The 22793-nt window shown below is 45.2% G+C and carries 24 protein-coding genes; 1 reads left to right on the top strand and 23 read right to left on the bottom strand.

The features are described from left to right. Window positions 1-106: 106 nt before the first annotated feature. The 20 genes from rlmD to H8K55_RS01485 all read right to left on the bottom strand — a co-directional run bounded on the left by rlmD (window position 107) and on the right by H8K55_RS01485 (window position 19557). Window positions 107-1441 carry a 23S rRNA (uracil(1939)-C(5))-methyltransferase RlmD gene (gene rlmD / locus H8K55_RS01580; RefSeq protein WP_230408445.1) on the bottom strand — a complete coding sequence of 445 codons (1335 nt, stop codon included), beginning with the start codon at window positions 1439-1441 and terminating at the stop codon, window positions 107-109. A gap of 214 nt (window positions 1442-1655) precedes the next feature. Further along, window positions 1656-2699 (bottom strand): RNA polymerase sigma factor RpoS, encoded by a 1044-nt coding sequence (gene rpoS, locus H8K55_RS01575; RefSeq protein ID WP_186940256.1) that lies wholly within the window; start codon window positions 2697-2699, stop codon window positions 1656-1658. A 107-nt stretch (window positions 2700-2806) separates the two neighbouring features. Next, a complete protein-coding gene (locus tag H8K55_RS01570; protein ID WP_186940255.1) occupies window positions 2807-3742 on the bottom strand; it encodes a peptidoglycan DD-metalloendopeptidase family protein in 936 nt (311 codons plus the stop codon). A gap of 75 nt (window positions 3743-3817) precedes the next feature. Continuing rightward, complete coding sequence (locus H8K55_RS01565) at window positions 3818-4660, bottom strand: protein-L-isoaspartate(D-aspartate) O-methyltransferase (RefSeq protein WP_186940254.1); 843 nt, start codon at window positions 4658-4660, stop codon at window positions 3818-3820. After that, window positions 4657-5394 (bottom strand): 5'/3'-nucleotidase SurE, encoded by a 738-nt coding sequence (gene surE, locus H8K55_RS01560; protein ID WP_186940253.1) that lies wholly within the window; start codon window positions 5392-5394, stop codon window positions 4657-4659. The genes H8K55_RS01565 and surE overlap by 4 nt, the downstream gene beginning before the upstream one ends. Before the next feature lie 144 nt (window positions 5395-5538). Continuing rightward, window positions 5539-6798, bottom strand: coding sequence for an HD-GYP domain-containing protein (locus H8K55_RS01555; protein WP_186940252.1), 1260 nt, complete (start codon window positions 6796-6798; stop codon window positions 5539-5541). Between the two features lie 305 nt (window positions 6799-7103). Continuing rightward, entirely contained in the window at window positions 7104-7877 is a 774-nt protein-coding gene (locus H8K55_RS01550; protein ID WP_186940251.1) for a uracil-DNA glycosylase family protein, read from the bottom strand. Between the two features lie 24 nt (window positions 7878-7901). After that, window positions 7902-8417: a type II secretion system protein N gene (locus tag H8K55_RS01545; protein ID WP_186940250.1), complete on the bottom strand. Its 516-nt coding sequence runs from the start codon at window positions 8415-8417 to the stop codon at window positions 7902-7904. An 84-nt stretch (window positions 8418-8501) separates the two neighbouring features. Beyond that, window positions 8502-9719, bottom strand: a complete 1218-nt coding sequence (gene gspF, locus H8K55_RS01540) for a type II secretion system inner membrane protein GspF (protein ID WP_186940249.1) — start codon at window positions 9717-9719, stop codon at window positions 8502-8504. Between the two features lie 52 nt (window positions 9720-9771). After that, window positions 9772-11202 (bottom strand): type II secretion system ATPase GspE, encoded by a 1431-nt coding sequence (gene gspE / locus H8K55_RS01535; RefSeq protein ID WP_186940248.1) that lies wholly within the window; start codon window positions 11200-11202, stop codon window positions 9772-9774. 5 nt (window positions 11203-11207) lie between these two features. Continuing rightward, a complete protein-coding gene (gspD, locus tag H8K55_RS01530) occupies window positions 11208-13373 on the bottom strand; it encodes a type II secretion system secretin GspD (RefSeq protein ID WP_186940247.1) in 2166 nt (721 codons plus the stop codon). A 10-nt stretch (window positions 13374-13383) separates the two neighbouring features. Beyond that, a complete protein-coding gene (locus H8K55_RS01525) occupies window positions 13384-14163 on the bottom strand; it encodes a type II secretion system protein N (RefSeq protein WP_186940246.1) in 780 nt (259 codons plus the stop codon). Window position 14164: 1 nt separating this feature from the next. Continuing rightward, window positions 14165-14659, bottom strand: a complete 495-nt coding sequence (gene gspM, locus H8K55_RS01520) for a type II secretion system protein GspM (RefSeq protein WP_186940245.1) — start codon at window positions 14657-14659, stop codon at window positions 14165-14167. Between the two features lie 8 nt (window positions 14660-14667). Further along, a complete protein-coding gene (gene gspL / locus H8K55_RS01515) occupies window positions 14668-15954 on the bottom strand; it encodes a type II secretion system protein GspL (protein ID WP_186940244.1) in 1287 nt (428 codons plus the stop codon). Between the two features lie 66 nt (window positions 15955-16020). Next, window positions 16021-17091 (bottom strand): type II secretion system minor pseudopilin GspK, encoded by a 1071-nt coding sequence (gene gspK, locus H8K55_RS01510; RefSeq protein WP_186940243.1) that lies wholly within the window; start codon window positions 17089-17091, stop codon window positions 16021-16023. After that, on the bottom strand, window positions 17091-17747 hold the full coding sequence (locus tag H8K55_RS01505; RefSeq protein ID WP_186940242.1) for a PulJ/GspJ family protein: 657 nt from the start codon (window positions 17745-17747) through the stop codon (window positions 17091-17093). The genes gspK and H8K55_RS01505 overlap by 1 nt, the downstream gene beginning before the upstream one ends. Further along, window positions 17734-18126, bottom strand: coding sequence for a type II secretion system minor pseudopilin GspI (gene gspI / locus H8K55_RS01500; protein ID WP_186940241.1), 393 nt, complete (start codon window positions 18124-18126; stop codon window positions 17734-17736). Before gspI ends, H8K55_RS01505 begins: the two co-directional genes overlap by 14 nt. Window positions 18127-18138: 12 nt before the next feature. Beyond that, window positions 18139-18648 carry a GspH/FimT family pseudopilin gene (locus H8K55_RS01495; RefSeq protein WP_329604977.1) on the bottom strand — a complete coding sequence of 170 codons (510 nt, stop codon included), beginning with the start codon at window positions 18646-18648 and terminating at the stop codon, window positions 18139-18141. Further along, window positions 18636-19109: a type II secretion system major pseudopilin GspG gene (gspG, locus tag H8K55_RS01490; protein ID WP_186940240.1), complete on the bottom strand. Its 474-nt coding sequence runs from the start codon at window positions 19107-19109 to the stop codon at window positions 18636-18638. Before gspG ends, H8K55_RS01495 begins: the two co-directional genes overlap by 13 nt. 265 nt (window positions 19110-19374) lie before the next feature. Continuing rightward, the gene (locus H8K55_RS01485) at window positions 19375-19557 is read right to left on the bottom strand and encodes a DUF1289 domain-containing protein (protein WP_186940341.1); all 183 of its coding nucleotides are present in this window, start codon (window positions 19555-19557) and stop codon (window positions 19375-19377) included. 225 nt (window positions 19558-19782) lie between these two features. Between H8K55_RS01485 and H8K55_RS01480 the strand changes: the two genes are divergently transcribed. Next, window positions 19783-20385: a MarC family protein gene (locus H8K55_RS01480; RefSeq protein WP_186940239.1), complete on the top strand. Its 603-nt coding sequence runs from the start codon at window positions 19783-19785 to the stop codon at window positions 20383-20385. Between the two features lie 38 nt (window positions 20386-20423). Here H8K55_RS01480 and H8K55_RS01475 read toward each other — a convergent pair whose 3' ends face one another. The 3 genes from H8K55_RS01475 to H8K55_RS01465 all read right to left on the bottom strand — a co-directional run bounded on the left by H8K55_RS01475 (window position 20424) and on the right by H8K55_RS01465 (window position 22687). Then, window positions 20424-21674, bottom strand: a complete 1251-nt coding sequence (locus H8K55_RS01475) for a CaiB/BaiF CoA transferase family protein (protein WP_186940238.1) — start codon at window positions 21672-21674, stop codon at window positions 20424-20426. After that, window positions 21674-22270, bottom strand: a complete 597-nt coding sequence (gene recR / locus H8K55_RS01470) for a recombination mediator RecR (RefSeq protein WP_186940237.1) — start codon at window positions 22268-22270, stop codon at window positions 21674-21676. The genes H8K55_RS01475 and recR overlap by 1 nt, the downstream gene beginning before the upstream one ends. A 90-nt stretch (window positions 22271-22360) precedes the next feature. Then, window positions 22361-22687 carry a YbaB/EbfC family nucleoid-associated protein gene (locus H8K55_RS01465; RefSeq protein ID WP_186889702.1) on the bottom strand — a complete coding sequence of 109 codons (327 nt, stop codon included), beginning with the start codon at window positions 22685-22687 and terminating at the stop codon, window positions 22361-22363. Window positions 22688-22793: the final 106 nt, after the last annotated feature.

Here is a 22793-nt window from a genome sequence, read left to right as displayed (position 1 = left end):
AGTATCCACGCAATTGTCAAAACTTTCAAGGTGGCAACTTAAAAAGTGTTGCATAAAAAAAGCCGACACGAGGCCGGCTTTTTCGAAAAAACGAAAACAGAATAAATTAACGCAAATCAAATACCGCCATCGATTCCACATGTGAGGTATGCGGGAACATATTCACCACACCCGCTTTCGTCATTGTGTAACCCGCTTCGTTGACCAGCATACCTGCATCGCGGGCTAGGGTCGACGGGCTGCAAGATACATAAACAATACGCTTAGGCCGTAGCTCGGGCGCCAAAGTCGCTAGATCGATCAGTGCTTGACATACTGCCATGGCACCATCACGTGGTGGATCAACTAAGAATCGATCAAATTTGCCCAGCGCGACTAAATCCTCCGCTTTTGCTTCAAATAGGTTACGAGTTGCAAATGAGGTTTTTGCGGCTAAGCCATTCGCTTTTGCATTGTCTAAGGCTCGTTCGGTCAAAGCCGTGCTGCCTTCGATCCCGACAACTTCTCGTGCTTGCGTGGCAATTGGCAAAGTGAAGTTACCTAGGCCACAGAACAAATCCAAAATGCGTTCATCTTTTTGCACGTCTAATAAACCTAAAGCGCGAGCCACCAGAACACGATTAATATGATGATTTACTTGGGTAAAATCAGTCGGCTTAAACGGCATTTTGACGCCAAACTCGGGCAACAAATAATGCAAATCTGAGTGCGCTGGATAATATGGTTCGGCACTGTCAGGGCCCGCGGTCTGCAACCACCACTGAACCTGATGCTGATCAGCAAATGCCTTTAATTTCTCAGCATCGCCAGCGCCCAAGGGCTGCATGATACGCAGCACCATCGCCGTCACATTTTCACCAATTGCTAGTTCGATTTGCGGCAAAGCCTCAATGATTGTTAATGAGGTGATCAAATCGCGTAAAGGCATCAACATGTTAGAAATATGCGGAGGCAAGATTTCACATGTTTCCATATTCGCGACGTAACGAGATTTCTTCTCATGGAACCCTACTAAAACGATGCCTTTTTTATGCACGTTACGAACTGACAAACGCGCACGATAACGGTAACCCCAGGTCGGGCCATAAATCGGACGCATCACCATTTCTGGCTTGACCTTGCCTATGTGCGCCAAGTTGTCTTCCAATACGCGCTGCTTCATTGCAACTTGCGCATTCGGCTCTAAATGCTGCATAGAACAACCGCCGCAGACACCATAATGAGGACATTTTGGCGTGATCCTCTGCGAAGATTCTTTTACGATAGGACCTAGCGTTGCCGCCTCCCAACTTGGTTTCTTGCGGTAGCTATTGAAACCAACAACCTCACCAGGTAAGGCACCTTCGACAAAAACGACTTTTCCTTGGCTACCATCTTCATTGAGCAGATGACCAACGCCACGCGCGTCCATATCTAAGGAACGGATATTAATTGTATTCATGATAAGCAAATGAGGGCGCGAAGGCGCCATGTGGGGTAAGGATTTCAAGAATCCGAGATTATACAGTCTTAATCAACAGATCAAAACGGAAGCGTCGTGGTCGATGTGATCCGTTCTTTCGATAATTGCTTAAATCCGAACCAGCGATCAAACCAAGTCAATCAACTCAAGCGAATTGACTCAGTTCATAGTGTGAGTTGTCGTCTATTGCGACCTATAACAAAGCATCGCGACCAACACCACGTGAAGCAAAGCTACGTTTTAACTTGATCAAGGCTTCTTGTTGAATTTGACGAACCCGTTCACGGGTAATTCCCATTTCTTCTGCCAAGGTTTCCAAGGTGACCGGATCATCATTATCAAGGCCAAACCGGCGCATGATAACGATCCTTTGCTTGTCAGGTAGCTTGGATAGCCAGTCACGCACGAGCACTGTCACTTCGTGGTGTTCCGCTTGCGTATCAGGCGCATGATCACTGTCGCCCGGCAACATATCTAACAAACTACTCTGGGGGTCGCCATCAAGGGGCGTATCGAGCGACATCGCGTGTTCAGACAAAGCAAGAATATCCTGTACTTCATCTAATGGGCGGCTAACCAAGTGCGCAATATCATCGACCGTAGCATCCTTACCGTCGCGCTGTTGCGATTCCAGATGGTATTTGGCGCGCAAAATTTGGTTCAGTTCTCGAACCACATGCACGGGTAAACGTATCGTTCTCGCTTGATTCATAATCGCGCGCTCTATGCTCTGGCGTATCCACCAAGTAGCATAGGTAGAAAATCGGAAACCACGTTCAGGCTCGAATTTGTCGATGGCATGCATCAATCCCAGATTACCTTCTTCTATCATATCGAGCAAAGCAACGCCGCGATTAATATAGTGCTTGGCAATCGATACTACCAAGCGCAAATTGTGCTCAATCATTTTTTGGCGTGCTTCAAAATCACCTTGTTTTGCTAAGGTAGCAAAATGCAGCTCTTCGGAAGCGCAAAATAGGGGTCTGGTACCAATTTGGTTGAGATAATGCTGAGTGGTGTCGGTCGATAACTCGGCCGCCAGAATAGTCTTAATTTCATCTATAGGGGCAATGGCAACGGACGGTACTTCATCCATTTTCTCATCGTCGTCGCGTTCATCTGCCCCATCTTCATCTGGCGACACGTCCAAATTCTCGACATTCAGTTCCGACGACAAAGCCACCACATCACTATCTAATGTATCGGCTTGTACTTCTTGTTGAGAATATTTATGCATAATCTGAACTTTGAACCAAGTTTAAGTGAAACAAATTTAAGTTACTTCGACACTACCGAAGAGAGCACTATACATCACAAAAAAATTTGCAGGGCGTTAACCAAATTCTAACGTGTTGGCAAAAGTTTTAAGGGGTCAACAGGTTTTCCAGCTTGACGAATCTCGAAGTGTAATTTCACGGTCTCGCTATCAGAATTTCCCATTTCGGCGATTTTCTGCCCTTTACTGACGGTCTGCCCTTTTTTCACCAAATTTGCCTTATTGTGCGCATATACGGATAGATAATTATTAGCATGTGTGATCACCAACATATTGCCATAACCACGCACCGCACCCACTTCATAAATCACCTTACCTGGAGCGACAGCAACGACGTCTTGCCCCAATTTACCACCAATATCTATACCTTTATTTTTCGGGTCATCAAAGGTCGCGAGCACCTTACCATTGGCTGGCCAGATCCACTCGATAGTTTCTACTGTAGGTGCTGCTGTCGCAGTTACTTTCTCAAGAGGTTTTGCGGCCGGCATATCAGATTTGGCGGCAAGCACGACCCCAGCACTATTGTCTGCTTTCTGCAATTCGGCCAGATTCGCTTCCGAGTAAGGACGTTTTTCCCCCTTCGGTGCAGTCTTATTTGTCGCAGGATTTATCGGATTTAAATTACGAACTTCAATACCTGAATTATTCGTAACTGGTGAAATTTTAACCCCACTTCCATCTGGTGACCCCACCCATAAAACTTGGTCAACTTTGATATCGCTAGGATTCTTCAAATTATTCCATGCGATCAAATCGTTAACATTAACACCTTGGTCAATCGCTATTCGCGATAGAGTATCCCCACGTTTAACAATATAACTTGGACGTGGCTCTACATTTTTTGCAGACACTTCAGGCACAGCTTTAATTACTTCTGCCGGCACATCTTTGCTTCGCTCCACAACAGGCGCATTATTTGGCACGCTGCTACAGGCGCTAAGCAACACCAAAGACAACAAAAATAAGCGATGTTTCACACTAAAGATCCAACTTTGCTTCATAAATATATCTTAATTTGTTAACTACAATCATCAAAAAAACTTCGCTATTCTCAAGTTGAGAACTAAATTCGAAAACTAAATAACGCCTTGATGCAAGGGTACAAAATGGCATTGCTCCATGATCGTACTATTCCATTCTTGCTGACCCACCCGCTCGATTAACTGCAAGACTTGATGCCGTCCACCAACCGGTGCAATCAAACGCCCGCCTACAGCCAATTGATCGAGCAATGCATGAGGAACTTCTAATCCTGCTGCTGCTAATATAATACCGTCAAATGGTGCAACTTGTGGCAAACCTAGCATGCCATCTCCATAATGCAAACGAATATTGGCAATCCGCATTGGGCGTAAATTCGTCTTCGCCAATTCGTGCAAGGCTTTAATTCGTTCAATCGAATAGACTTCTTTCGCCACCAGAGATAACACAGCGGCTTGGTACCCACAACCGGTACCAATTTCCAATACTTTATTTAAATTTTTACCATTGCGCAAAATCTCAGTCATTCTGGCAACAATATATGGCTGAGAAATGGTTTGATGATGCCCTATCGGTAAAGAAGCATCAATATAGGCTTGACTAGCCAAACCAGACTCAACAAATAAATGACGGGGGATAGCTTCCAATGCAGCTAGTACTAAATCATCTTTCACGCCTTGTTGCGCTACGCGTGAGACCATTGCTTGTCGAAACTTGTCCGAAACCATTCCAACACCAGGCAAAGTTGGTTGATGTGGATGTGGAGATGTTTGTGTTAATCGATTATCGGAGGAACGAAATGTTTGCGCTGGTTTCACATTGTTCGCGGCATTTTTCACTGCTGTTTGTGGCATTGCGGTCGAACGCTTACCTGCACTTCCACGTTGATCAACTACCGATGCCAAACTGAGAGGAAACCGCTTTTCATTTGTACTCATGCCAAATCCACTGCTAATGCCTGCATTTGTTTCCTATTTGTCAGATCTATCTGCAATGGCGTAACGGCAACATAGGCTTTTGAAGTTGTATCAAAATCGGTTCCCTCACTTGCATCTTTTGCAGCACCTGCCGGACCTATCCAATAAATACTTCTTCCTGCAGGATCTTGCGTCTGAATCACAGGTTCGGAACTATGTCGTTTACCAAGTCGTGCGGCACGTATGCCCAATATTTGCTCATACGCCAAATTGGGAATATTAACGTTTAATAGGTAGGGTTGATCTAAGGATGGAAAACCCCGTACGGCAATTTCGGCGGCAATTTTCGCTGCAGATTGTAGTTCACCCCAGCCTTTATTAACCTGTGAAAATGCAATTGCAGGTATTCCGAATAAAAAGGCTTCAGTTGCGGCAGCAACTGTTCCTGAATACAAAGTATCGTCCCCCATATTTTGTCCCTGGTTGATACCTGAAACAACCAAATCTGGAGGCTCCTTCATCAATGCAGTCAAGGCGACATGCACGCAATCTGACGGGGTTCCATTGACGAAATAAAATCCGTTTTCAGCACGAAATAATGATAAGGGCCGATCAAGTGTCAGGGCATTCGAAGCACCAGAACGATTGCTATCAGGAGCCACGACTGTGATGTCGGCGTAGGGACGCAAAGCATTGGCCAGAGCCACTAGGCCCGGTGCTAAGTATCCGTCATCATTGCTAATCAAAATTCTCATGCACGCATTTTACCTGATGCCGATAATGAAAATCGCCAAGCTGGCGATTTATTTCAGAGCGTTGGATTTGCAGCAAAGTTCGAGCAAAATTACCTATATTCAGGGTAGTCCCAGTCCACCCAAACTCGTCACTTCAAAACGATCTCAGCCGACAGCATCTCCAAGCCAATAGCGATCAATGTCTTTCAATCCCCAGGTACTTGCATCTTCGCGTGAGACAATTTTATCTTGCATGCCCGCAGCGGCCAGATCTAACAAAGCCGGCGAAATATAAGTCATCGATTTTGTCGAAAAAAACACTCTGACTTTAGGTAACAGCAATGACTTACCAACCTGCTGCTCCACCACAACACCCAATCGCCCCGATTGCATCTTCACCAAAGTACCAACTGGATAAATACCGATGCTGCGTACAAATGCTTGAAATACCGCTTCATCAAAATGCCCCCTACTCCACTCTGACATTTTCTTTAAAGACTCGGCAGGGCACCAGCCTACTTTATACGGGCGATTTGAAGTAATCGCATCATACACATCGCACACCGCGCCCATTTTTGCATATAGGCTAATCTGATCACCTTTCAGCCCTTTTGGGTAGCCACTGCCGTCAACTTTTTCATGATGATGCAAGCAAACATCCAATGCAATTTGCCCGACACCTTTTGACTCCAATAACATCGCATGACCAGCGCTAGGATGTTCTTTGATCGACACAAATTCTTCATCGGTAAGACGACCAGGCTTATTGAGAATTCCAGGAGGCACGGCCATCTTACCTATGTCGTGCAATAATCCCGCCAATCCAGCTTCACGTGCTTCGTCATCACTTAAGCGCAATTGCCGCGCCAAGGCTATCATTAATGCGCATACCGCAACTGAATGCATGTAAGTGTAGTCATCTGCTGTTTTCAGTCTTGCCAATCCAATCAGCGCACCTGGGTTTCGCATGACAGAAAGGGCAATTTCTTCAACCAAGGGCATTGCCTGCTCCGCTTCGATAGCCTTCCCCATGCGAGCTTCACTAAACATGGAAAAAACCGCCCCCTTAGATTTATCTACAATCTTGGCGGCTCTCCCTATTTCAGCATCCATAGAAACTGATTGCACATCTGAGTACGAAACACGTGGCTCGTTTGAATCAGGAACAGTGGGGGACTCACTCGGTTCGGCAAGGCTCTGAATTTCTTGCTGAGCTTCAGATTGCGGATTTTCTGGTAGGACATCGATACCTTTATCAGTATCAATCCATGCTTCTCGTATGCCCGCTTCTTTGATTTTATTGACGACTGCGATGCTGTCAATTGGAAACGATTTTTGCCAGAATGGCGAGCTCATCCACGATGCGCATAACTCATGAACAAACATACCCTGACGAAGTTGTGTGGATTTAATTTTTTTCAACATATGCAATCAACATCCATTCATTCAAGGACTTCTAGTCAGTCATCCAAGTCGATCAAACTGAAGCACTATCACAGTCACCATGGAAAGTTCTCGTGCGGAATTTCAATTTCATTCTACACGAGCAAACAAGCAGGAGTACCTAAGCCAATGATGATTTTTATTGATTTGAGGCAAATTTGCGAAACTAACTTGGTCTTAACTTATAGTGTGGTCAATTATTAATTCAGGCACACCCAATAATTACCAACAGTTACTCATTAAGATAGAAATAAAGAACAATATTTCTATTGAATGAAAGACGAAACTCATCTATGCAGTAAGTTCAGCGAGGCGAAAAGGTTTTGCATAGTCGCATTTGAAATAAAGCTTAAGTTATAGGGATGTTCTGACTTAAGGTTTACAAATTCACCGACGACAGAAATCTGCCCCAAGCGATCCGCAATTTTTCCCCATAAAATTAACTCTGGTCGAGTTTTCTGCAAGGTCAAAGATTGAAATACTACCTGCAAAAAAGGCAGCCAGGCTCTCGCATCCACCGCCGGTGCGACATCTGCACGAAATACCAATGAGGCATTCAACATCAAGAAACCTTGTCGCAAGAAATTGGATTGCAATTGCCCCATGGTTTGCACGTAACGAGAAGGCTCGGAACGCAATCTTTGTGCGATGGGCGCAATTGCGGCACTACCAGTATCTGCCTGTGCAAGTTGCCCGTCCGCCACCAGCAACATTTTTACAAAATTACGCAATGAGGTCGCACGATTGACAGATTTACTCAAACCGCCGTTCACATCTTGAGACCAAATTTCATCGACAGCACCATCCATAAAACAATAACCAGTCGCACTCTCTTCGCGTGGATACGGTCCTTCCCCGACCAGTACATAGTGGACATCGGATAAAGGAATGGAAAATGCTGCAAACAATCGATGCGAATTAGGCAGAAAATGTGACTGTGCCAATTGCCGGAGATAGTCAGGATTTTGCTGATGTACCGCTTCTAAGCCTTGACGCAAAATCTCATGCCAAGATGGATGCGCCAGCTGAATATCTATTAGAAAAAAATCCGGAAAGCGCATGAATAAAAATGGGAAAAGTCGAAACTAACGCCCCGGTACCATAGGTGAAACTGGCGCTGGCGGCGGCATTGGAGCTGGCATACCTTGGGATCTAAAGCTTGCAGGATCATTAGCTTGCATCTGGACTATGCCTGCATTTGGGGCAGGGACTGGTAAGTCGATACGACGAGCAATGCCAGACTCACTCACAATGACATGATCCGCATGCACTTCTTTCAAGCTCACTCCAGGTATCAACTCTTTACCGGTACCAATGGTAAAGTTTGGCTTACCTTCAATGACAATAATTGCCACACTATCTTTTGCTCTGGGAGCAACGATTACCCCCTTCAATTGATAGCTACTAGGTGCAACTTCAGTTCTTGCAGCCACACCAAAGACATTACCCCATTGTCCAACATTGGGTTCATAACTATTGACACTCACAGGCGCCTGTATTGGTCGGATAGTCGGCTTAAATATTTGCAATCCCCAATAACTAAGTAGCATGCAAACTAAGGCAAACAAAATAATATTGATGATTAATGGAAGACGCTTCATGATGTTCTCACTGTATTTCTTATTTTCTTATTGTTGAATATTTGCAGATGACCGATAGATGATCGATAGATGATGTTCATCGAATTATCGAACCAATTGGTTAATTTCAATGATAGGCATCAATACTGCCAACACGATCAATAACACCACCACACCCATTGCCAAAATCAATAGTGGCTCAAGTAAACCTGCTATCGTCAACGCACGACGTTCAAGATCTTGCTCCTGAGCAGAAGAGGCGCGCTCTAACATTGCTGGTAACTCGCCCGTCACTTCACCTGCTCGTATCATATGAATCAACATCGGTGGAAAATGTTTATGTGCAGACAAAGCACGTGCCAAGCTAACGCCTTCTCTCACGCTATTGGTTGCATCCTCGACCTGCTCTCGCATTGCGACGTTCGACAAAGTTTCTCGACTGGTCTGCAATGCCTTCAGAATAGGAACACCCGAACCAGTCGTAATTGACAGCGTACTGGAGAAGCGCGCTGTATTTAGACTACGCTCAAATTTTCCATACATAGGCGCATCTAACAACCAAGTATGCCAGCGCATTTTGATTTGAGGATCTTTCAACGCACGCCGACAAGCGAAAGTAATTGCCACAACAACGATCGCCACTAACCAACCGTAAGCGCGCACAAAGTCTGATATCGCCAGCATCACCACGGTCAAAATTGGCAATTTTTGCTTAGTATTAGCAAACACCGATACGATTTGCGGTACGACATAGGTCAACAAGAAAATCACAATCGCAAACGCCACAATGGTCACGATAGCGGGATAAGTAAACGCCAGTTTCACTTTTTGAGTCAAAGCATTGCGTCGTTCTATATAATCCGCCAAGCGCGACAAAACCTTAGACAATTGTCCAATCTGCTCGCCCGATGCAACCAATGCGCAATAGATATCTGTGAAATCGTTTTGATGCTGCTTCAACGCATCGGACAAAGCCGAACCCGCCAAAATTTCTGAACGTATAGATGCGATCAGATCACGAATATAAACCCGCTCAGCCTGTTCTAATAAAGCCGAAAAAGCTTGTTCCAAAGGTAGACCTGCATCTAACAGACTCGACAATTGGCGCGTAAACAATGCCAATTCAACTGTAGACAAATGCTCGCTAAACAGTGATTTACCGCGACGACCTTCACCTGTTTGGTTGGCAATTTGCTCGACCATCACGGGTACCAGATGTTGCGCCCTCAAATCAGAACGTGCTGCACGTGCGCTATCTGCGGTCAGTACACCTTTTTTTGTTGAGCCATGAGAATCTACGGCTTCATATCGGAATGCAGGCACAGTCAGTGTCTCTCTTGATGAATTCTAGAATTATTCTTGTCTTACTTTTCAATTACTCTTTGGTCACACGCAACAGCTCTTCTCTAGTCGTGACACCCGCATCCAACCAACGCTGTCCATCCTCACGCATGGTTTTCATACCATCACCTTGTGCCGCCAAACGAATTTCTGCTTCGGAAGCTTGATGATGAATTTGCGCAGAAATCGCTTCTGTCGTGAGCAATAATTCGTAGACACCAACTCGCCCTTGATAGCCGGTATGACCACAATGTTCGCAGCCAACTGACTTCCATACCTCACCGTCATGAACCTTACAGTGGGTACATAGTTTGCGCACCAAGCGCTGCGCTACGACACCTAATAATGAAGAAGAAAGCAAGAAAGGCTCAATCCCCATATCCAACAAGCGCGTAACCGCAGCCGCAGCATCATTGGTATGCAAAGTTGCCAATACCAAGTGACCAGTCAATGACGCCTGCACCGCAATTTGAGCTGTTTCTAAATCACGGATCTCACCGATCATGATGACATCCGGATCTTGCCGTAATATGGCACGCAATGCTTTGGCAAAGCTCATGTCAATCTTGGCATTCACCTGTGTCTGACCGATCCCAGCCAACTCATATTCAATCGGATCTTCAACCGTCAAAATATTCGTAGTTCCCGCATTCACCCGCGATAAAGCTGCATACAAAGTCGTCGTTTTACCAGAACCAGTTGGTCCGGTTACCAATACAATTCCGTGTGGCTGCGCAATTAATTGATCGAACTGCGTCAACACTTCAGTACTCATGCCCAGATGCGTCAAATCAAGCTTACCAGCTTCTTTATCGAGCAAACGCAATACTGCGCGCTCACCGTGACCAGTCGGCAAAGTCGAGACACGCACATCGACTGGCTTGCCGCCAATACGCAAAGTAATCCGACCGTCTTGTGGCAAACGTTTTTCCGCGATATCGAGTTGCGCCATAATTTTGATGCGCGACACTAAGGAAGCGTGGATCGCTTTTTTAGGGCGAATCACATCACGTAAAGCACCGTCAACACGGAAACGTACGACTGAAATTTGTTCAAATGGCTCGATATGAATATCGGATGCACCTTCACGCAAAGCCTGCGTCAACAATGCATTAATCATCCGAATCACAGGAGCATCGTCAGCCGACTCCAGCAAATCTTCGATCGCTGGCATGTCTTGCATTAGTTTCGCCAAATCCATATCGGATTCAACTTCACCCACAACGTCTGCCGCATCGCCACCTGAACCCGCATACGCTCGTGCAATTTCTTGCAGTAATTCCGTATGCGGCAGTACATCCAGATGTACGCGCCCAAAGCGACGTCCAGCTTCCAAGATCGCAGCTTGACGAGTCTCGCTGGACACTTTTAATTCTACCGGAGCACCTTCTAAATCATCGCGACGATTCGCAAGGATAGAGAAATCACGCGCGAAGGCGAAAGGCAATAATCGATTTTCTGACATACGATTTACTGACCTTCTTTTTTGGCGGGTTTGTTTTTGTCAGCGCCAGCAGCTTCTACAGGCGTGATCATTCTTCCTTTTTCCATCTTCAAAAATGGGATGTCGGTTTCATTTTCTGTGCTACGTAAATACTGGGTGCGCAAATAATCATAACGATCCAAGGAGACGTTTTTACTATCTTCAGCGTTACGAATAACGGTTGGACGTAAGAACACCATTAAATTCACTTTTTTCCGATTTTTCTCTTTGTATTTAAACAAATTACCTATTAATGGAATGTCACCGAGAAATGGAACTTTCGCCTCTGCTCCAGTATTGTCATCACGAATCAAGCCCCCTAAAGCAATTATCTGACCATCTTCGACCAAAACATTGGTTGCAATCGAACGTAAGCTAGTTGTAATACCAGAGCTTCCTGGAACAGGCTTCGCAACACTAGAAACTTCCTGAGCAATTGACAGCTTAACCGTTCCGCCTTCAGAGATTTGCGGCTTTACTTTGAGTTTGATACCAATCTCTTTACGCTCGATGGTTTGAAATGGGTTGGTTGCCGCAGCGCCAGTCGTGGCTCCAGTATATTGACCAGTCACGATCCCAACAGTTTGCCCATCAACAATAGTCGCTTCTTCATTGTCTAGAGTCACCAAATTTGGCATAGACAACAAATTTGAACCAGTATCATTTGCTATTGCTTTAGCGATAGCTCCGATTCCTAGCTGACCGCCAATTTGACGAAATAAACCTATGTTAAATCCTGTTGTGAGTGCTCCCAACCTCTTAGTAGGATCGGCGAGGTTCACCAAATTTCCCTGATTCGAACTGACGGCACCCAACCGGTAATTGCTTGTACTGTCTCCAGTTGCACCGGCCCATTCAACGCCCAATTCAGCAGATTTTTCTTCTGAAACTTCGACAATGATGGTTTCAATATACACTTGAGCACGCCGTGCGTCTAATTGATCAATCACACCACGTAGGTTTCTGTACACCGCGTCACTCGCAGTAATGATCAATGTATTGGTAGCTTGATCGGCCTGAATAAATCCTCCGCCACCACCACTCTGACCTTGACTATTACTATTGCTACTAATTGGCAGACTCAAAGTCGATCCAGATGAACTTAAAGCTGAATTATTACCCTGTGTTATACCTGCACCTGGGTTATTTGGAGATGTTCCCCCAAAACCTGAATTACTATTCGAACTTGAGGAATTTGACGGCGACGAGCTTTCACCACTTAGTATGGAACGCAAAGTTGCCGCTAGTTTTACTGCCTCAGCATTCTTCAAATAAACTACATGTATATTGCCAGGCAAATCTGTCGCTTGATCTAGTTTTGCAACCAGTGCCTTAATCAAATTTGCACGCGCAACAGTCGGCGCTTTAATCAACACAGAATTGGTTCGAGAATCAGCCAATACAATGGCGCGACCAGCATCGGCACTAGCTTGATTGCCTTCGCTTAGACGCGTGACCATGGTCGCCACATCAGCCGCAATCGAATGTTTAATGGGAATAATTTCTAACTCAGGATTTGATGGCACGTCCAGCAAAGCAATCACTTCAGCCATACGTCGCATATTGTCGGCATAGTCGGTGATCACAATGGAATTATTTCCAGGATTCACGTTGATCACATTATTCGGCGATATCAACGGGCGCAATGCGGTGACGATATTGTTCGCGGCTTCATAATTCACTCTAAATACTTGCGTGATTATTTGATCGCCTTTAATGCTTTTTACCTGCGTAGGGCCGCCTTGTAACTTAGCATCGGCTTCTGGCACAACTTTTGAAAATCCATCAGAAGTGACGACGGCAAAACCTTGCATACGCAAATTCGACGTCAATAATTTAAAAGCCTGATCTTTAGTCAAGGGCTTTTCCGCAACCAATGTTAGTTGTCCTTTTACCCGTGGATCAATCACAAAAGTCGTACCAGTGTAATGGCCAACGGCTTTGATCACGGATTCGATATCAGCATTGACAAAATTCAATCCCGCTGCATTTTGATTTGCTTCTTGAGCGAAGACGAAATGTGGAGTAACGACACCAACAACGCCAACGGTGCCAATTGCACCGATAAATGCTGCGTGTATCGCTAAACTCAGCCATTTTTTTGGACCTATGGTGTGTTTAGATTTTGTCGAAGTGTTGATAATATTCTTCATGCCAATTGTCTCATTTATATTCTAACGCGATGATCTGTTTGTCGCCTTCTTGACGACGTCTCCCTAGCAAATTCAATAAATTTGCCATTTTTTCTTCTTGCCCAGCTTCGGCATAAGCCTTGCCAGAAAACTGAAACCGTCCATGTTGAAGAGCACCAGTTCCTTCCAACATCATTGGCCCCTTGCTAGTACTTAAAACTAGGTTCGCCGTGTCGCCACGCCAATCAAATTCCATCGCATAACTGCCCAAAGGCTTTATAGACGATGCGCGTGACGCCATTTCATTCATTTCCAACTGCATATGACCATTCAACAAAGTTTGCCCATTGATCAAACTTGCCTCTAACTGCCCCCAGCGCAAATTAATCTTTCCACTCGGCCCTATAGTGTTCAACGGTGCCCCCAAGCCCTCTAGTCGTTCTGGTGGGAGACTCAAACTATTTGGGCTAATCTGCCATTGTTGAAAATTACCATCAATTTTCAATGGTGCTGACATCACTGATGTATTTTCCAATACCACTGCGACCTGGCCTAACAAAATCGCTGGAGAAATTTGCCAATTAAACCGTCCAGGAAACAAAGGTGTTACCGCAGACTTATTATCAACAGCAACGCCAACAAATGCCGATCCGCGCCAAAAACTTCCTTGAATATCACCTAAGCTCACCCGCCCCATTGTTTGCTTTTCTATGAGCGACCCAACCCAACTTGCGGGTAAAAAATACAATACCGTACCGAAGACACTAACAATACCAACAAACAGCAATCCAAGTATCGTTTTTCTTTGCATACTAATTTCCAGCCCTTTGTTGACGCAAAGTGATAACCGCCCCCACTTGACCTGGCTCAGCAAGTGAAGTGAGTTTCACTTCGTCAACACCAAGCCTCGCAGCTTTTTGCATTTCCAAAATCCACTCCATCAAATTAGCATAAGCCACCACGTTCACTTGAAACCGTACTATGTCATTCGATACCGTTAATGATTGGGTTTTGATATTACGTCGCGTCAAGGTCGATTCGATTGCTTCACGTGTCACTGGCGGAATATTTTCCGCCATTGTTTTTGACAAAGTACCATATTGAGCCGCCATATTCGCCATCGTTGCTGCTTGCAACTTAAGTGCAGGTGTGGAGTTTTCCAGATCTTTGATATTGCTTTGAGCTGGCTGAATACCAAACAGATACAATAAACTCGCTACTACTAAGACAGCAACTCCAATTAAAATCCGGCGCTCGCGCAACTCTCTCTTATTCCAATCGTCGCGTAAATTATTCAGGGTTTCCATCGCTTTCATCACACACCACCCACATCTGCAAAAACTTTCAACAAACCATCTTTGACTTCAAGTTTAAGATTGCGCTCTTTTAATAATGCACGCAATTTCTCAACAGGCACCTCGGCCAAATTTTTTGGCGTCACGAACAAACTACGCTCACGATATTCGATCGATGTCACCGTTGCTGTGGCCTGCGCAGGCACTAACTGATCCCAGGCTTGTGCGAACTGTGCGCTTAACACCAAGAAGTCATCATTGCTGGATTGTCCCGCCAACTTCTTAGCTGCATTAATTTTTTGCTGCATCTGAAACAAGGGGTCGCGTGAAGCAGGTTCTTTAGGAAATGCAGATTGATAAGTGGCCTGAATTGAATCGCGAATAGTATTAGCTTCGCGCCGCAAGCTCCACCATTTCCAATTTAAGGCAAACAAACTAATCAAGATCATGAAGGCGATGAGCGAAATGGACCAACGCCATTTAAGCCAATCAAAGCTTTGTTTGCCATCCGAGTTTAGGAATGCCAATAAGTCGATACTCTGGTTGGAAACACCACCAATTTTACTTTTCCAATCAAGTGGCGCGACCTGCACTTGTCTGGTTTCACTGTCATGCTCCACGAATAATTGGCGCAAAGTGGCTTCCAAACTTGGTTCGGCATAAACCTGCAAACTTGCCTGCGGAGCCAAAATATTAACCGCTGCAAAAATCTGCTGAACCACTTGTGTATGATCAGTGACGGTGCCAGGAACATCAATACTCAAACCTGAAGCGATCTGCTCCGGACTTTTCACAGCAATTTCAAAAATTTGACGCTCAGTTTGTACTGATTCAACCAAGACTGTTGCCATGTCGGCGTGCTGATTCAAACTATCAGATAAAGCAATCGCCGAAACTCTGGCGGCACCAAGTTGCACGCCTAATCCCAACACCTGCTCAATCCAAACTCGTGCTACCACCGCAACATAGCATTGCCCTTTAACGGGTGGACTTGGAACGAATACTAAGTCCGCAGGATCTGTCAGCAATTGCTCTTCCAACAAATTAGGAATGGCAGCCTTCAATTTAGCAAACGGCATGGGCGGTACTGCCACTTGCAAAAAATTGACATCACTGGCCGAAACTAGCAATACCGTTTGACCTGCCTGCTGTACCAGAGTCTGCAAATTTGCGAATGCGTTACGACCTTGCTGCAGTATGTTTTTTTCAGCGGAAGCAAGACAATATGAAAATGTCTGCTCGCTCCATGCCCCCAGTTTATCTGCGACTGTACGTGGAGGTAATTGTATATAAAGCGTACTTGCCATGTTCTCCTACACCTTCTTACCGAATTGAGTTCTCATATTTTTTAATTCTTTAATTTTCACGTAGACTCAATTTTCTTTTATCCACAAAATTCGTGTTCCAACGTCATCCCGCTGCAACAAGGCATCGACCTCCAATAAAGATCGATTCAACTTCACTTTTCCATTGACCACAAAAAAATTAGTTTGAAAATCTAAAAAATTGCTATCCGTATCTTTTACCTTGTCGGGAAAATTCAATTTAAACTGCGCAAAATTCAGAAAATAAGCGCGATCTCGTGTCGCTATCATTAAAGCCGCATCAGTCATGCTGACGTTCTCCAAACTCGCGGACAGCACCTCTGCAGTCGTTGTATTGACATTAATCTTTGTCAATATCGGTAACACAGTAACAAAATTTCGCAATCGTACTATTGTTACAGGGTTAAAGCCGGGTACCGCCAGCAGATCTTCAATTTGACTAAATTTCAAGAATTGTACTTCGGAATTGGAACTTGTCGATAGACCAACAGTTGAATCTCCCCCTCCAGGCGTTGTTTTTGATCCGCCAACGCCAGTGCCACTACTAGTCTGACTTCCTTTCGAACCAGTCGGATTTTGCCCAGTATCGGGAGCACCTGGGTTTTCCGGCCCTACCAACAAGCGCTCTTGGGTCATCGCCACCTGCACTGCCACTTGCTGCGCCAATCCGGGATCCAAATGCAGATTACTCAACAATTTGGAAAAAACGGCAAGCTCCCGCACATCAACTTTTCCATTTACGGCTAAATTCGTCAAATTGAACTTTGCTTGCGCATCACTAATTTGACCCGACAAAGTAGCGTCACTATCTTCAACCTCGGTTCTGCCATTTTCAACATATTGATCCAAGCGGGTATCACCCAGATTAACTGCCCACGGCTCACCCAAATGATCAACTTTACTGATGCGCCGATCTTCCCGCAATATCAGCCCAGCCCAATCGAGAGCACCGCGCAGTACCCATTTTTTTTGCAATTGAAATCGCTGATTTTCTATCGAGCGAACTTGCACTTGCTGTTGCCAGAAGAGGCTCGCAACAATGGTAATGGCGAGGGTTGTTAAGAGCAATGCTGTGACGACCGCAACTCCAGATTGCCGGCGAAGAACCACGGATTGCATTATGCGGCTCCCAGTAAGAAAATCTTCAACATGGGATTTTGCTGCCCGACTAATTGCATAGTCACTTCTAAGCCTGTTTTTCGCGGAACGCCTTTACCTGGAGTCGACACCCCAACACTCGGCGTTACCGTTGAGATATCTGTACCTGCAACGCGCCAGCTATTTTCATCACTATTCCAAGTCCGCATTTGAAAAGTGCTAACGTCGGTCTGCAACTTAACGATGGGCATATTATCGCTGCCATTGATCGCACTTTGCCAGAAAGAATCGAGAATTTTCAAATCACGCGTCGCAACTGATTCTCGTCTAGTAAATACGCCATTTTGCATTTTGTACGCAACGACCTGCAATTGTGGTGCTCGATTATCTTCGTACACAGTACGAATTAAGATCAGTTGTGTATCGATTGCACGTAAGTTCTCCCGTTTTGGTAGTGCAGCCTCGCTGACCAGATGCGCGCAATCATTCTCCAACTGCACGAAACTAATCTGCGTGCCCCGGCTTTGCTCTAATTCGCGATTTAAGGTTTGACGGGCGCGGATAATACTATCCAAACCACTCCAGCCCATCACAGCAATAATCGCCAAAATGGCAATGGCAACCAATAACTCGATGAGCGTAAAACCGCCCTGCTGTGAAAATTTATTGTGGCGCATTGGGGACCACCTGAGTCAATTTAGCTAAACGTCTTTGCAAATTGCTGGCATCAAAGACTAAGACTTCGACGCGCCTAAAAGAAGGATTGGGCGTCGATAACACGTGCTCTTCACAAAGCAAATTCAATTCACCTTGTGGGCAAGGAAAACTACGTTCGCCTATTTCTGGCCATTCCTTACCAAGGCGAATCTGCGCCAGGCGATTCTCAGCTGACCAACTGGCCATCATCGTCGCCCGCAATCCGCTGCTGTTTTGCGCCAAGCTCGCAACCGCCCGCAAGCTTGCACCCAACACAGTACCAACAATAACCAATGCAACCAACACCTCTAACAAGGTGAAGCCGTCTATTTTCTTTGGGAAATTGATGCGTTTTGTCATGGATAATTCTCTTCATTCCACAACGAAATGACCAACGCCATCGGCGTCAATGGAAACTTGATCCGCACCAACGCGCAAGATCATCGTAAATGGCCGACTAACTGGCTCGCGACCAAATACAATTCGCAGTTTTTCTGCAGCAGCGACATCGTTAGAGATGATGCTCAGTTTCGTTTCTGGAAAAGTAAATGGGCGACCACGCAAAGTATCCAAGTCTTCGATCCGTTCCCATTTATTTTCATTCAAAACAAGGAACTGATAGCCCTGTTCAAATACCTCGAACGCGGTTTGGCGATTACGCACGATTGCCTCTTCTCTCGCCAATTGCAGCAATAGTGAAATACGCTGAGCATCTGTTTGTAGACGCTGATGCACGCTCTGCACTGCATTTAAAGATACAGCGCCTAGCATAATACCCATGATCACCAAGACTACCAAAAGTTCTAGCAAAGTGAAGCCAGAACGTTGGTAGTCTCTCGGTTTAAACTGAACCGCCACAGGATGAGAAGTTACAAGTCCCACGAACCGATATCAGCGTCATAACCGACACCGCCCGGTTTGCCATCTTGCCCATAGGAAAAGATCTCAACATCCGATTTCAAACCAGGGGACGCATATTGATATGGATTACCCCAAGGATCTTTCGCCAACTTAGAAATATAGCCGTCAGCTTTATAACCATTCGCTGCAGGACCTGATGTCGGTTTCGTAATCAAAGCTTGCAATCCTTGCTCGGTCGTTGGATAACGCAAATTATCCAGCTTATACATTTTAAGCGCACCCAACATGGTTGAGATATCTTGCTTAGCCTGCAGCACACGAGCATCGTCAGTACGCCCCATCAGTTTTGGCACGACCAAGCCCGCCAAAATACCCATAATAACTAACACAATCATAATTTCGATCAAGGTAAAACCTTTAGCGAAAATGCCAGTCTTAGTTTGTTGATTTCCCTGCAAATTCTTAATGCCTGAAGTCTTCATCACATTCTCATTACGTTGAATTACTAATTCATATTAAACATCTATAAAAACGATTCTCAAAAAACAAAATCAATGCAATCGCCTTAATAAGATTTTTACCCACATAAGATCTAAACAATAGCAAAAACTTACGTTAGAAATCCTAACATGAATTAATCAAAAATATCGCGTTTCGCTTACTAACAAAGCAATTATTCTATTCACTGCACATTCAGCGACACTTGATTTGACAATCCGTAAGATTTACGTCATGTGAATCTCAATGTTAGTTGCGACGCGGATACCCTTCTTTCAGTATGCGCTCCCATACCAAATCTTTTTGCTCCTGCGTCATAAATACCCAGTCAGCCACCTCTGCCACCGTTCGCCCACAGCCACGACAAACATCATCAAACGTCGTCGAGCATACAGCAACACATGGGGTATCAGGTCGATTGTTTTTTTCCATCAATTTCTTTTCATTCAAATTCTTACTCAAACGTATTTTCCACACTTTTAGCATAGAAATTCAGAGCCACCAACAAACCAATAATACAGCAATCGCTTCATAATCTAACAGAATGCGACATGCCGATTGACCTAATAGGAAATCATCCGCAAAATCAAACTTAGCGAGAAAATCATTTCATTCAAAAAACAAATCTCAACTCATCACTCAAAAGAGTATACCAATATGACTCAAGACTTCTTTCAAGCTTTCATACTACTGATCCTCGTCACCGACCCTTTTGGGAATATCCCCATTTTTGTTAGTGCATTAGCCAATGTTACACCTGCCCGACGTTGGCGAGTCGTTGTCCGAGAATGTGCAATTGCCTTTATCTTACTTTTGCTATTTATGTTCTTTGGCAAACATTTTCTACATGCATTGCAATTATCCGAAGTTGCTTTGCGTATAGGTGGCGGCGTGATTCTGTTTCTAATTGCCTTACGTATGGTATTTCCGCAAGAAGGCGGCGTCTTTGGTGGTACAGAAAGCGATAGCGAGCCTTTCATTGTGCCACTTGCCATCCCCGCCCTGGCAGGCCCTTCATCGCTCGCAACTGTTTTATTATTTTCATCAGACAGTCGTTCTGACGTCATGATTCATGTCGGCGCACTCATTGCTGTTGCATTAGTTTGGTTAGTCGTCTTACTTGGCGCAGAACGTATGCAGCGAGCTTTGGGTGAGCGCACAATGACAGCGGTTGAACGATTAATGGGCTTAATTTTGACGGCAATGGCAGTTGAAATGTTGCTGGCTGGCATTCGTGATTACTTAAAAACCTTGACTTAGAATTTTGGCGTAAGCACATCCCAAAAAGAGCGGCACATTCAAATTATGTGCTGCTCTTTCATACCTCGTATCTGCTCCTCCGTATAACCTATTCCCTTCAAAACCTCCTCTGTATGAGCGCCCAACTCAGGCCCCAACCATAAAGTCTGACCTGGCGTAGCAGACAGCTTAGGGCTGATCGCCGGCAATTTCACTGGCGTGCCGTCCGCAAATTGATGTTGCTCAAACATGTCACGCGCTTGAAACTGTGCATCACTCATCATGTCCCGCACTGAATAAATTTTCCCAACAGGAACATCAGCCTTACGCAAACAAGCCAAAGCAGTATCTATCGTCTGAGTATCACACCAGGTTTGAATCGCAGCATCAATCTCTGCAGTACGTGGCACACGTCCATCATTACGCTGTAAGCTCACATCATGCGCAAGGTCAACGCGATCTATTGCCAGCATCAAGCGATGAAAAATCGCATCACCATTGCCAGCGATCACAATATTTTCACCTTCGCTGGTGGTATAAGTATTGGACGGAACAATGCCGGGCAAAGCACCGCCAGTACGTTCACGCACTACACCAGCAAAATCAAATTCTGGCACTAGTGATTCCATCAGATTAAATACAGATTCGTACAGTGCAACATCCACCATCTGCCCCTGCCCGGCGATCAAGTCATTTCCCGCTTTGCCATTCCAGCGCCCACCAGTGACATCACGATGCCGCAAAGCCATCATCGCTCCAATCACACCATGCAAAGCTGCAACTGAATCACCTATTGAAATACCAACCCTTACAGGAGGCCGATCTGGATGACCAGACACATAACGCAAACCACCCATAGATTCGCCAATCGCACCAAATCCAGGTAAGTCACGCATGGGACCTGTCTGTCCATAGCCCGACAAGCGAACCATGATGAGCGCAGGATTAATTGTTTTTAATTGCTCATAGCCGAGCTGCCATTTTTCCAATACACCGGGGCGATAATTTTCTATGATGATGTCGGCGTCGAGCGCTAATTCACGTGCGATTTTTTGCGCTTGCTCTGACTTCATATTCAAGGTCACGCTTTTCTTATTGCGCGCCTGCACACTCCACCATAAGGATGTGCCATCTTTCAATACACGCCAATGACGTAAGGGATCGCCACCATCCGGCGCCTCAATCTTGATTACTTCTGCTCCGAATTCAGCCAGCATGCGTGCACAAAATGGCCCCGCAATCAAAGTCCCTAGTTCGAGCACCTTAATTCCCGCCAAAGGACCAGATTTTTCAACCGTTGAATTACTCATTATGTCACTCTGCGATCTAACATAGCACGTGCAATCGTGCCTGGATCAACGTATTCCAATTCGCCGCCAACCGGCACTCCGCGTGCCAATCGACTCACATGCAAACCGCGCACTTTCAGGGTTTCACTAATGTAATGCGCGGTAGCCTCGCCTTCATTATTGAAATTTGTCGCGAGCACGACTTCTTTCACTACGCCGTCAGTCGCACGTTGAATTAATTTTTCCAAATGAATATCTTGTGGACCAACACCATCGAGAGGAGATAAACGCCCCATCAAGACGAAATACAAACCTTTAAACGTCATGGTCTGTTCTATCATCAATTGATCACTAGGAGATTCGACGACACATAGCATGCTCACATCACGCTGCACATCAACACAGGTGTCACACAATTCATTTTCAGTGAAGGTGTTACATGAACGGCAGTTATGCACCATATTCAGCGCATTTAACATTGCCTTGCCGATTTGCTCCGCCCCCTCTCTATCGTGTTGCAAGAGATGATAAGTCATGCGCAATGCCGACTTCGGCCCGACCCCGGGCAAACGGCGCAACGCCTCGGCCAATTGTTCCAGACTACTTAATGATTTCACGCGGGAATCTCAATGAAAGAAGCGCATCAAGGAGTGATGCGCTTCAAAATAATGCAGACAAATTTCAAAAAAATTTACTCAGCCTATCAATTAGAAAGGCATCTTAAATCCTGGAGGCAAAGGCATGCCAGCGGTCAATCCTGCCATTTTTTCTTGACTAGTTGCTTCCGCTTTACGAACAGCATCATTAAATGCCGCAGCGACCAAATCTTCCAACATATCTTTATCATCTGCCAGTAATGATGGATCAATAGTCACACGCTTCACATCATTCTTGCAGGTCATTACCACACGAACCAAACCAGCACCTGATTGACCTTCGACTTCAACCAATGCCAATTGATCTTGGGCTTTTTTCATATTGTCTTGCATGGCTTGTGCTTGCTTCATCAAACCTGCTAATTGATTTTTCATCATACTCATTTCTCCTAAACAAAATAAATAAAGAATGTTTTTGCACTTTGCTTAGCACGCCATTCAATGCTTATCATTCACGGCTTGCTGAAGTGCAAAAAAACATACG

The organism is Affinundibacterium flavidum (genome assembly GCF_014284175.1).
GTDB lineage: Bacteria > Pseudomonadota > Gammaproteobacteria > Burkholderiales > Burkholderiaceae_D > Undibacterium > Undibacterium flavidum.
The sequence above is the reverse complement of the archived record's forward strand: the minus strand, read 5'-3'. Positions and strand labels throughout refer to the sequence as shown.

Coding starts and splice junctions, on each gene's coding strand:
- rlmD (WP_230408445.1), bottom strand. CDS start 1,441: ATGAATACAATTAATATCCGTTCCTTAGATATGGACGCGCGTGGCGTT.
- rpoS (WP_186940256.1), bottom strand. CDS start 2,699: ATGCATAAATATTCTCAACAAGAAGTACAAGCCGATACATTAGATAGT.
- H8K55_RS01570 (WP_186940255.1), bottom strand. CDS start 3,742: ATGAAGCAAAGTTGGATCTTTAGTGTGAAACATCGCTTATTTTTGTTG.
- H8K55_RS01565 (WP_186940254.1), bottom strand. CDS start 4,660: ATGAGTACAAATGAAAAGCGGTTTCCTCTCAGTTTGGCATCGGTAGTT.
- surE (WP_186940253.1), bottom strand. CDS start 5,394: ATGAGAATTTTGATTAGCAATGATGACGGATACTTAGCACCGGGCCTA.
- H8K55_RS01555 (WP_186940252.1), bottom strand. CDS start 6,798: ATGTTGAAAAAAATTAAATCCACACAACTTCGTCAGGGTATGTTTGTT.
- H8K55_RS01550 (WP_186940251.1), bottom strand. CDS start 7,877: ATGCGCTTTCCGGATTTTTTTCTAATAGATATTCAGCTGGCGCATCCA.
- H8K55_RS01545 (WP_186940250.1), bottom strand. CDS start 8,417: ATGAAGCGTCTTCCATTAATCATCAATATTATTTTGTTTGCCTTAGTT.
- gspE (WP_186940248.1), bottom strand. CDS start 11,202: ATGTCAGAAAATCGATTATTGCCTTTCGCCTTCGCGCGTGATTTCTCT.
- gspD (WP_186940247.1), bottom strand. CDS start 13,373: ATGAAGAATATTATCAACACTTCGACAAAATCTAAACACACCATAGGT.
- H8K55_RS01525 (WP_186940246.1), bottom strand. CDS start 14,163: ATGCAAAGAAAAACGATACTTGGATTGCTGTTTGTTGGTATTGTTAGT.
- gspM (WP_186940245.1), bottom strand. CDS start 14,659: ATGGAAACCCTGAATAATTTACGCGACGATTGGAATAAGAGAGAGTTG.
- gspL (WP_186940244.1), bottom strand. CDS start 15,954: ATGGCAAGTACGCTTTATATACAATTACCTCCACGTACAGTCGCAGAT.
- gspK (WP_186940243.1), bottom strand. CDS start 17,091: ATGCAATCCGTGGTTCTTCGCCGGCAATCTGGAGTTGCGGTCGTCACA.
- H8K55_RS01505 (WP_186940242.1), bottom strand. CDS start 17,747: ATGCGCCACAATAAATTTTCACAGCAGGGCGGTTTTACGCTCATCGAG.
- gspI (WP_186940241.1), bottom strand. CDS start 18,126: ATGACAAAACGCATCAATTTCCCAAAGAAAATAGACGGCTTCACCTTG.
- gspG (WP_186940240.1), bottom strand. CDS start 19,109: ATGAAGACTTCAGGCATTAAGAATTTGCAGGGAAATCAACAAACTAAG.
- H8K55_RS01485 (WP_186940341.1), bottom strand. CDS start 19,557: ATGGAAAAAAACAATCGACCTGATACCCCATGTGTTGCTGTATGCTCG.
- H8K55_RS01480 (WP_186940239.1), top strand. CDS start 19,783: ATGACTCAAGACTTCTTTCAAGCTTTCATACTACTGATCCTCGTCACC.
- H8K55_RS01475 (WP_186940238.1), bottom strand. CDS start 21,674: ATGAGTAATTCAACGGTTGAAAAATCTGGTCCTTTGGCGGGAATTAAG.
- H8K55_RS01465 (WP_186889702.1), bottom strand. CDS start 22,687: ATGATGAAAAATCAATTAGCAGGTTTGATGAAGCAAGCACAAGCCATG.